The sequence below is a fragment of the Methylomonas rosea genome (assembly GCF_024505055.1).
Classification (GTDB): Bacteria; Pseudomonadota; Gammaproteobacteria; order Methylococcales; family Methylomonadaceae; genus Methylomonas; species Methylomonas rosea.
Map to the genome: position 1 here is coordinate 61,516 of NZ_JANIBL010000019.1, position 8,971 is coordinate 70,486.

Annotated in this window: 10 protein-coding genes; 5 read left to right on the top strand and 5 right to left on the bottom strand. The window is 50.9% G+C overall.

What is annotated here, in order from left to right; translation table 11 throughout:
- Positions 1 to 8 precede the first annotated feature (8 nt).
- The 5 genes from NP589_RS08165 to NP589_RS08185 are packed head-to-tail and all read right to left on the bottom strand — an operon-like array spanning position 9 to position 3,242.
- The gene (locus NP589_RS08165) at positions 9 to 419 is read right to left on the bottom strand and encodes a hypothetical protein (RefSeq protein WP_256606533.1); all 411 of its coding nucleotides are present in this window, start codon (positions 417 to 419) and stop codon (positions 9 to 11) included.
- 5 nt (positions 420 to 424) lie between these two features.
- A complete protein-coding gene (locus NP589_RS08170) occupies positions 425 to 1,342 on the bottom strand; it encodes a class I SAM-dependent methyltransferase (protein ID WP_256606534.1) in 918 nt (305 codons plus the stop codon).
- Positions 1,343 to 1,398: 56 nt separating this feature from the next.
- Positions 1,399 to 1,800: a hypothetical protein gene (locus tag NP589_RS08175; protein WP_256606535.1), complete on the bottom strand. Its 402-nt coding sequence runs from the start codon at positions 1,798 to 1,800 to the stop codon at positions 1,399 to 1,401.
- The gene (locus NP589_RS08180) at positions 1,793 to 2,548 is read right to left on the bottom strand and encodes a tRNA threonylcarbamoyladenosine dehydratase (RefSeq protein ID WP_256606536.1); all 756 of its coding nucleotides are present in this window, start codon (positions 2,546 to 2,548) and stop codon (positions 1,793 to 1,795) included. Before NP589_RS08180 ends, NP589_RS08175 begins: the two co-directional genes overlap by 8 nt.
- The gene (locus tag NP589_RS08185; protein ID WP_256606537.1) at positions 2,541 to 3,242 is read right to left on the bottom strand and encodes a TatD family hydrolase; all 702 of its coding nucleotides are present in this window, start codon (positions 3,240 to 3,242) and stop codon (positions 2,541 to 2,543) included. The genes NP589_RS08180 and NP589_RS08185 overlap by 8 nt, the downstream gene beginning before the upstream one ends.
- Before the next feature lie 93 nt (positions 3,243 to 3,335).
- Between NP589_RS08185 and ettA the strand changes: the two genes are divergently transcribed.
- The 5 genes from ettA to hflC all read left to right on the top strand — a co-directional run bounded on the left by ettA (position 3,336) and on the right by hflC (position 8,928).
- Entirely contained in the window at positions 3,336 to 5,000 is a 1,665-nt protein-coding gene (gene ettA, locus NP589_RS08190) for an energy-dependent translational throttle protein EttA (protein ID WP_256606538.1), read from the top strand.
- A 191-nt stretch (positions 5,001 to 5,191) separates the two neighbouring features.
- On the top strand, positions 5,192 to 5,434 hold the full coding sequence (gene hfq / locus NP589_RS08195; protein WP_020482487.1) for an RNA chaperone Hfq: 243 nt from the start codon (positions 5,192 to 5,194) through the stop codon (positions 5,432 to 5,434).
- An 11-nt stretch (positions 5,435 to 5,445) separates the two neighbouring features.
- A complete protein-coding gene (gene hflX / locus NP589_RS08200) occupies positions 5,446 to 6,711 on the top strand; it encodes a ribosome rescue GTPase HflX (protein WP_256606539.1) in 1,266 nt (421 codons plus the stop codon).
- A 167-nt stretch (positions 6,712 to 6,878) separates the two neighbouring features.
- The gene (gene hflK, locus NP589_RS08205) at positions 6,879 to 8,072 is read left to right on the top strand and encodes an FtsH protease activity modulator HflK (protein WP_256606540.1); all 1,194 of its coding nucleotides are present in this window, start codon (positions 6,879 to 6,881) and stop codon (positions 8,070 to 8,072) included.
- Between the two features lies 1 nt (position 8,073).
- Complete coding sequence (gene hflC / locus NP589_RS08210) at positions 8,074 to 8,928, top strand: protease modulator HflC (RefSeq protein ID WP_064038135.1); 855 nt, start codon at positions 8,074 to 8,076, stop codon at positions 8,926 to 8,928.
- Positions 8,929 to 8,971 lie beyond the last annotated feature (43 nt).

The window sequence follows — 8,971 nt, forward strand, 5'->3', positions numbered from 1 at the left end:
TTTTTCGTCTAAGGGTGCGCGTGCGGCGGCGCTTGGTACTGGTCCAGGCCGGCCATTAAGGCTTCCATTTTTTGAATACTGGCATCGCAACTCTCGATGCTGGCTTGCACCTTGGCTTTAAAACGCAGGCTCATGCTTTCGCCTTCGCTTTCCCGCTCAGCATATTCGTTCAGGAGATGGCAGGCGTCGTGCATCGCTTCTTCTGTATTTGCAAAGCTCTCGTTGTCAGGTAAAAGATCGGCTTCACTGAGCATCATGAGTCGACTTAATACCGTGCTCTGGTGACGGAATACCGATTCGGCGTAGTCTGCAAAGCTGTCGTGCTGGCTATTGGCCGGTACGCTGGCGCAACCGTTTAAGCCGCAGCCCAATATTGTAAATAGTGTCAGAAACTTCAAACGCGGTAAAACCATCGGCATCTTGTTTAAGCCTTTTGTGCAGTAAAAATGCAATATTCTGTCAGTTTTTCGGTAAACAACTGGTGTTGCGCCAAACCCACCAGATAATTGGCGGTTTGCGCCTTGGAACGTAACCCCAACCATTCGCTGATAGTCTGTACCGGTTTCAGGCGTTTGGCTACTTTGTACATATGCTCCACCGAGGCCTGGGTTTGCGCGGTGATGTCGTGGCAAACGATGGCTTGAAAACCTTGTTGCTCCAACAGGCCCTTGAATTCGTCGCGCGCGCACAGATTGGGTACAGCCCAGCCGTTTAAGCAGGTCACCACCGCCTGCCATTGCTGTGGGTTAAACTGCCTTTGCAACACAAAGCCGTCGCAGACCACAATTCGCCCGCCGGGACGCAGTACCCGCCAGGCTTCTCTTAAAAACTCCCCTTTGTGTAAAGCGTGACAGGAGCTTTCCAGGGCCCAAACCACGTCAAACGAAGCATCCGGGAAGGGCGTGGCGCAAAAATCGGCGACTTGGAAATCAACCCGATCGGCCACACCGTGGCGCTTGGCGTGTTGGCGAGCATAATCTGCCTGCTTGGCGCTGATGGTAATGCCGGTTACCTGGTTGCCATGCTGTTTAGCCATCCAAATCGTACTGCCACCGATCCCGCACCCGGCATCCAACACTTTGTCGCCGGCCTGAATCCCGGCCTTTTCATAGAGGACCTGATTTTTGTTCAGCAGGGCTTGGTGTTGATCGTAAGGCTTAGCCTCGTCCCAATAGCCGTAATGCAAGGCCAGATTATCGCGGTTGCACCAGGCCACCAAATAATCGTTGTAACAGTCGTCGTAGTGTTTGGCGGCGTCGGCTTGCAGTTCGGTGCTGGATAATTCGGCGTTATCGCGCAGGCTTTGGTCGCGGTAATCTTGATTGGGTTCTAGGGTGTACATCGTAGCGGGAAGTGAGGAACGGGACGGCTGAGCGTAAGACAATGGAAACGGCCGGATTAGTTGGGTTGCCGGCCATTATAATTCAGATCGGCGACTTGCTTCATGTTAGCCGAGAGATTATTGAATTGCGGGTGATTGATTTCCAGCATAGAAAATATCTGTTTTATTGGTAACGCTTTGATTTGCTCCGGTTCCATCCCAAAGCGAATTTTGAACAAGCGTCGCTGTTTGCCTACCGGTAGCGCGGACAGAATTTCATTTAGGCGCAGATCGATTAAGTCTCTAGCCAAGGCCAGTTCCGGACTTAAGTCTCCATCTTTTGCTTGGAAACTGGGTTGAGTAGGCGCGGGTGCCGGCTGATTTACCGTGGCCGCGCGCTGCCGCATCTCCTGCAAGCGCGAACTTTTGCCTGGATTGACCAACAGCGAATCCGCCGGGCGGGTGGGTGGTTTAGCCATGATGTTTGTTGTGGGTCGAGTGAGCTGGATCGTGAATCAAATTGCGGATTACCACCGAAGCGCAGACGCCGCCGAATGCTGCGGGCAAATAAGAGATGGTGCCGTAAGCCGACTTTTTATAATTACTGCCGTCGGTAAACATCAACGAATCTTTATTGACCACTTCCGGCGAAAACACCACCTTCACGCCACGGCTGATGCCGTGTTTGCGCAAACGGGTGCGAATGAATTGCGCAAACGGGCAGTTATAGGTTTTGGAGATGTCCACCACTTTTAGATGGGTCGGGTCCATCTTGCCACCGGCGCCCATGGAGCTGACGATTTTCATGTTGCGGGCTTTGGCGGCGCGGATCAACGTGATTTTTGGGGTCAGGCTGTCGATGGCATCGACCACGTAATCGTAATGCTGGCTCAATAGCTCGTCGGCGGTATCGGGGGTGATGAATTCGTGTTTGATGGTCAGTTTTAAATCGGGATTGATCGCCAGCAAGCGTTCGCCCATGATGTCAGCCTTGGACTGCCCGTGCGTTGTGGATAATGCCGGCAACTGCCGGTTGCGATTGCTGGGATCGACTACGTCGCCATCGACAATGGTCATCGCGCCGACACCGGCCCGGCAGATAAATTCAGCCGCAAACGAGCCCACACCGCCCATGCCGACCACCAATACATGAGATTGCTGTAGCTTGTCGAGTTTGGGCTTGCCGATCAATAGTTCGGTGCGGGACAGCCAGCTTAAATCAGTCATTCAGAAATACTCGTTTGAAATTACTCATAATGTGTTGCTGCAAGGAGACGTTGTCGAGGCCGAGCATTTTAGCCGCAGCGGCGTATATGGCGTCAATGGAGACATTAGCGGCGTCGGTTTCCAGAAATACGCGATCCAGCGGCGTGCCGCATAGCGCTGCACCGGCATAACTGCCCGGAGCTAGTAAAGCCGCACCAAAGGACAGATAAAATCCATGTTTTAGCAATTGCTCAGCCAATGCCTGCTTGCCGTTAAAGCCGTGAATGATCCAGGCTGCTTTGGAATTTTGCGATGATTTTTTAAGCTGAATTAGCTCGTTGAAAGCACGGACGCAATGGATTATCAGAGGTTTGCCTAGTTGGTGGGCGATATTGATCTGAGCAAGGAATGCTAAGGTCTGCACTGCTAATGGGGCATCGATAGCCTTATCCAGTCCGCATTCGCCGATCGCCAGTAGTTTCGGGTCATGGCTTGCCGCGATAATTTTAGATAAAGCTGTTTCAGTATCTTGTCTGTGCAGATCCCAAGGGTGCAAACCCAGGCTGAAAAAACCGTTTTGCGCTGCCGCGACGTCGAAATCCTGGGTGGCGATGTTGATCATTTCAAGGCTCCGCTTGGTGCCGGTTTGGTGGCAATGGATGTCGATATAAACATCGGCTGCGTTCAGTTTTACCGGAACTGTTTCAATTTGCATTGAATCGCCACCTATCGCCCGAAAAAAATTAACACCCTTAAAAAACCGATATCCCACGGTATAATGCCATTTTATTTCTTCAGCAGAAAAACAATGGCGCAATATATTTTCTCGATGAACCGGGTCGGCAAGATCGTACCGCCCAAAAAGCATATTCTTAAAGACATCTCTTTATCGTTTTTTCCGGGCGCCAAAATCGGTGTATTGGGCTTGAACGGTTCCGGTAAATCCACGCTGCTGCGCATCATGGCCGGCATCGACAAGGAAATTGAAGGTGAAGCGATTCCGCTGAAAGGCACCAAGATCGGCTATCTGCCGCAGGAGCCGCAACTCGATCCTAATAAAACCGTGCGCGGCAATATTGAAGAAGCGGTTGCGGAAATCAAAGACGTATTGGCCCGATTGGATGCGGTCTATGCGGCTTATGCCGATGCCGACGCCGATTTCGATGCGCTGGCCGCCGAGCAGGCCAAGCTGGAAGACATTATCAATGCCTGTGACGGTCATAATTTGGATCGTACTTTGGAAGTGGCTGCCGATGCCTTGCGTCTGCCGGACTGGGATGCCGATGTCACCAAATTATCCGGTGGTGAAAAACGCCGGGTGGCGCTATGCCGCTTGTTGCTGTCGAAGCCCGATATGTTGTTGCTCGACGAACCTACCAACCATTTGGATGCCGAATCGGTGGCCTGGCTGGAGCGCTTCCTGCATGACTATCCCGGCACCGTGGTAGCGGTAACCCATGATAGATACTTCCTTGATAATGTGGCCGGCTGGATTTTGGAGCTGGACCGCGGCATGGGTATCCCGTGGGAGGGCAATTATTCATCTTGGCTGGAACAAAAGGAAAAACGCCTGGAGTTGGAGGAGAAACAAGAGTCTTCTCGGCAAAAAGCCATGAAAGCCGAGCTGGAGTGGGTGCGTTCCAACCAAAAAGGCCGGCATGCGAAGAGCAAGGCGCGTCTGGCGCGTTTTGAAGAATTGTCGTCGGTCGAAACGCAAAAACGTAACGAGACCCAGGAAATTTATATTCCACCCGGTCCGCGTCTGGGCGATGTGGTGATCGACGTCGAGAATATCAGCAAAGGTTTTGGCGACAGGCTGCTGATCAACAATCTCAGTTTCAAATTGCCGCCGGGCGGTATTGTTGGCATCATCGGACCTAACGGCGCCGGTAAAACCACGCTGTTTCGGATGATGGCTGGTTTTGAGAAACCGGATTCCGGCGACATCAAATTCGGTCAGACTGTGCAGATGGCTTATGTCGATCAGCTGCGCGACGACATGGACAATAATAAAACGGTTTGGGAAGAAATCTCAGACGGTTTGGATATGATCACCGTCGGTAAATACGAGACACCATCGCGTGCATACATAGGCCGCTTCAATTTTAAAGGCGGGGACCAACAAAAACGTATCGGCGAATTGTCCGGCGGCGAACGCAACCGCGTACACTTGGCCAAGTTGTTGAAAAGCGGCGGCAACGTGTTGTTGCTCGACGAGCCAACCAACGATTTGGACGTTGAAACCTTGCGAGCCCTGGAAGAGGCTTTATTGGCGTTCCCCGGTTGCGCGGTAGTGATATCGCATGATCGCTGGTTCCTGGATCGGATCGCCACGCACATGCTGGCATTCGAAGGCGACAGTGAGGTGGTGTGGTTTGAAGGCAACTATGCCGACTACGAAGCCGATAGGCATCGCCGTTTGGGCACCGATGCCGATAACCCGCATCGTCTCAAATATAAAAAAATCGGCTAAGCTGAACTTAAGCAGCCGTTGTTATTTTTGCAGCGGCTTTGCTAATAAAGATCTGATTGAACTTGAAATAGCGCAGACCAGTCCCAAAGTCATTAACAGTTTTTTATTGATCCGCCGCCCGCGTGTTGAAATTGGCGGGTGTAGCGGGTAATGTATTAATAGCGCACCGAACAATAATAAGGAGAAATAGGATGTCGAAAGCACAAAACTTGCAGGACAACTTTTTGAATGCCCTCAGAAAAGAACACACTCCCGTGTCGATTTTTTTGGTTAACGGTATCAAACTGCAAGGCCGCGTCGATTCTTTCGACCAATACGTGGTGATGCTGAAAAACACTGTGAATCAAATGGTTTACAAGCATGCCATATCCACCATCGTTCCCGGCAAAAATGTCACAATGCACCGTGATCCCGACGTTAGCGATGAAAGCTAAGAGGTTATTTTTTGTTTGAACGTCCCGATGCGGGTGAACGAGCCATTCTCGTTCACCTCAATTTGCAAGCCGGTCAAGAAGACCTCGACGAGCTGAAAGAACTAACCAAATCCGCAGGCGCCCAACCCACTCATGTAGTCACCGGAAGCCGGTATCGGCCCGATCCGAAATATTTCGTTGGCACTGGTAAGGTTGAAGAAATCAGGGCGGCGATCATCGAGCACGAAGCCAATATCGTTATCGTCAATCATCCGCTTACACCCAGCCAAGAGCGCAATCTGGAAAAAGCGCTGGAAGTTCGGGTGGTCGATCGCAACGGCCTGATTCTGGATATTTTTGCGCAGCGGGCGCAAACCTTCGAAGGTAAATTGCAGGTCGAACTGGCTCAGCTCAAACATTTATCCACCCGATTGATTCGCGGCTGGACGCATTTGGAGCGGCAAAAGGGTGGTATTGGTTTGCGTGGTCCGGGCGAAACCCAGCTGGAGACTGACAGACGTTTGCTGGCTGTGCGTATCAAGCAGATTCAACAGCGCTTGGGAAAGGTTGAAAAGCAGCGCCATCAGGGTCGAAGCAAGCGTAAAAAGGCCGAAATTCCTACAGTGTCCTTAGTTGGCTATACCAATGCCGGCAAGTCCACATTGTTTAACACCTTAACCGGTGCAGACATCTATGCGGCCGATCAATTGTTTGCCACTTTGGATCCTACCTTGCGGCAATTGTCTCTCAGTAATGGCGGTGAAATCATTTTGGCGGATACTGTCGGATTTATCCGGCATTTGCCGCACGAATTGGTGGCGGCATTTCGATCCACTTTGCAGGAAGCCAGCGAGGCGGATTTGCTGTTGCATGTGATCGATGCGGCCGCTGAAGATCGCGAAGATACGGTCTATCAGGTAAACCAAGTCTTAAGCGATATCGATGCTGCTAAGATCCCCCAGTTGATGGTTTTCAATAAAATCGACCTGCTTGAGGACGTTGCGCCGCATATCGACTACGATGCCGACGGCAAACCCGTCAGTGTCTGGATTTCCGCGCAAAACGGGGTAGGCTGTGATTTGTTGCAGCAGGCCTTGTCCGAGTTATTTGCTAGCAGCAAGGTGATTCGAAAATGCTATTTGCCAGCCGGCCAAGCAGGATTAAAGGCGAAGTTATTTACTTTTGTGAAAATAATCGACGAAGTAAATAACGATAGCGGCGATTGCGAATTGACGATAGAAATCGACAGAAAGCATTTGGGCTTGTTGAAGGGGATTGATGTTCATGAGCAGGTTTAATCGGCTGATTGCCGGAACAATCACCTAGTTATTTGCTCGGAAATGGCTAACTTACGATAGAATGGCGGTTTTTCGGATAGACAAGCGAAGGCTTCGAGTGATCGAAGAGGTTGTCCTCACGAGATGCAGCTTTAGAGTTTTCAAATCCAATTTTTGGAGTGTTTGGTATGTCTTGGAATGAACCCGGCGGTGGTAAAAAAGACCCCTGGAGTGGTCGTAATGATAAGAATGATCCACCCGATTTGGACGAGGTAATTCGTTCGCTACAGGACAAACTGGGCGGTATTTTCGGTGGCGGTTCCAAAGGTGGTCTCGGCAGCGGGCCGTCAATGAAAGGTGTCGGTTTGCTGGCTGCCGGTGCAGTCATTTTATGGGGTTTGAGCGGATTTTATACCGTGGACGAAGGTACGCGTGGCGTGGTCACCCGCTTTGGTGCCTATGTCAATACCACTCAGCCGGGTCTGAACTGGCATATCCCGTCGCCTATAGAGCAGGTGGCGGTCATCAATGTCGAGCAACAACGCTTTATCGAAGTGGGTTACCGTTCAGGCGGCGGACAGGGTATGGGCTCAGTGCCGAAGGAAGCGATGATGCTGACTAAAGACGAAAATATCGTCGACGTCCGTCTGGCTGTCCAATACCAAGTTAAGGACGCCAAGGATTATGCGTTTAACGTCCTGGATCCAGCCTCAACTTTAAAACAAGTTACCGAAAGCGTGCAGCGCGGTGTAATCGGTCGTAGCGATATGGACTTTGTGCTGACGGAAGGCCGTAGCGACATCGTGCTGGCGATTAAATCGGAAATTCAGTCGGTAATGGATGCTTACAAAACCGGTATATTGATCACCAGTGTTAATTTGCAAGACGCGCAGCCGCCCGAACAAGTGCAAGGTTCTTTCGAAGATGCGATCAAGGCGCGGGAAGACAAACAGCGTTTGATTAATGAAGCGGAAGCTTATTCGAACGATGTGGTGCCTAAGGCGCGCGGTGCGGCTTCACGTATCGTGCAAGAGTCCGAAGGCTATAAAGAAAAAGTGATTGCCCGCGCGAATGGTGATGTCAGCCGTTTCTCGCAATTGCTAACCGAATACAAAAAAGCGCCGGCGGTAACCAAGCAGCGTATGTATATCGAAGCGATGGAGTTGGTTTTGGGTCGTTCCAACAATGTCCTGGTTGATGTGAAAGGCGGCAACAACATCATGTATTTGCCGCTGGAGAAGTTGGCAAATAAGGCCGTCGAAGACGTTGCGCCTGCGCCGGTAATCAGTCACGAACCGGTTTCTTTAACGTCTCAGCCTGTGAAAGAAATTAAAACCGATGTGCGCGCGTCAAGCCGTGAACGCGATGTGAGAGGACGCTAAGATGGGAAATAAGATTTTAGTCGCCGTTGGCGCAGTAGTAATCTTGCTCTCGATGTCGGTATTTACCGTGGCCGAAACCGAGCGAGTCATCAAATTTCAGTTAGGCGAGATTGTGGGCGCGGATTTCCAGCCTGGCATGCATCTTAAATTGCCTTTTATCAATAATGTCAAAAAGTTCGACGCGCGTATTCTGACCATGGATTCGACGCCGGAGCGCTTTTTAACGGCGGAAAAGAAAAACGTTATCGTCGATTCTTTCGTAAAATGGCGCATAGGCGATGTTAAAACCTTTTACACCACCGTTGCCGGTGATGTGAATCAGGCCAATATTCGTCTCGATCAAATCATCAAAGATTCCGCGCGTAGCGAGTTCAGCAAACGCGAGATCAAACAATTGGTGTCCACCGATCGTAGCGCGATTCGTGATGCGTTGATTACCAATGTTTCGCCGCATGCCGCGAAATTGGGTATCACCATTGTCGACGTGCAAGTAAAACGTATCGATTTGCCTGCTGAAGTCAGTACCTCGGTTTATCAAAGAATGGAAGCTGAACGGGCCAGGGTTGCTCGGGAGTTTCGTTCCCAAGGTTCCGAAGCCGCCGAGCGTATCCGCGCGGATGCCGATAAGCAGCGCGAGATCATTTTGGCGAATGCTTATCGCGATTCCGAGGTTATGCGCGGCGAAGGTGATGCTAAAGCCGCCGATATTTTTGCCAAAGCTTATAGCGAGGACAGCGATTTCTTTGCTTTCTATCGCAGCCTGATCGCGTACAAAGAAAGCTTGGGTAAATCCGGCAATATCATGGTGCTGGAACCGAATTCCGATTTCTTCAAATATTTTAAGAATCAGAAATAACCCTCATTTGGATTACGTGTAGTCAAACGCCCCGCTATGCGGG

Coding starts and splice junctions, on each gene's coding strand:
- NP589_RS08170 (WP_256606534.1), bottom strand. CDS start 1,342: ATGTACACCCTAGAACCCAATCAAGATTACCGCGACCAAAGCCTGCGC.
- NP589_RS08185 (WP_256606537.1), bottom strand. CDS start 3,242: ATGCAAATTGAAACAGTTCCGGTAAAACTGAACGCAGCCGATGTTTAT.
- hflK (WP_256606540.1), top strand. CDS start 6,879: ATGTCTTGGAATGAACCCGGCGGTGGTAAAAAAGACCCCTGGAGTGGT.
- hfq (WP_020482487.1), top strand. CDS start 5,192: ATGTCGAAAGCACAAAACTTGCAGGACAACTTTTTGAATGCCCTCAGA.
- hflC (WP_064038135.1), top strand. CDS start 8,074: ATGGGAAATAAGATTTTAGTCGCCGTTGGCGCAGTAGTAATCTTGCTC.
- NP589_RS08165 (WP_256606533.1), bottom strand. CDS start 419: ATGCCGATGGTTTTACCGCGTTTGAAGTTTCTGACACTATTTACAATA.
- NP589_RS08175 (WP_256606535.1), bottom strand. CDS start 1,800: ATGGCTAAACCACCCACCCGCCCGGCGGATTCGCTGTTGGTCAATCCA.
- ettA (WP_256606538.1), top strand. CDS start 3,336: ATGGCGCAATATATTTTCTCGATGAACCGGGTCGGCAAGATCGTACCG.
- NP589_RS08180 (WP_256606536.1), bottom strand. CDS start 2,548: ATGACTGATTTAAGCTGGCTGTCCCGCACCGAACTATTGATCGGCAAG.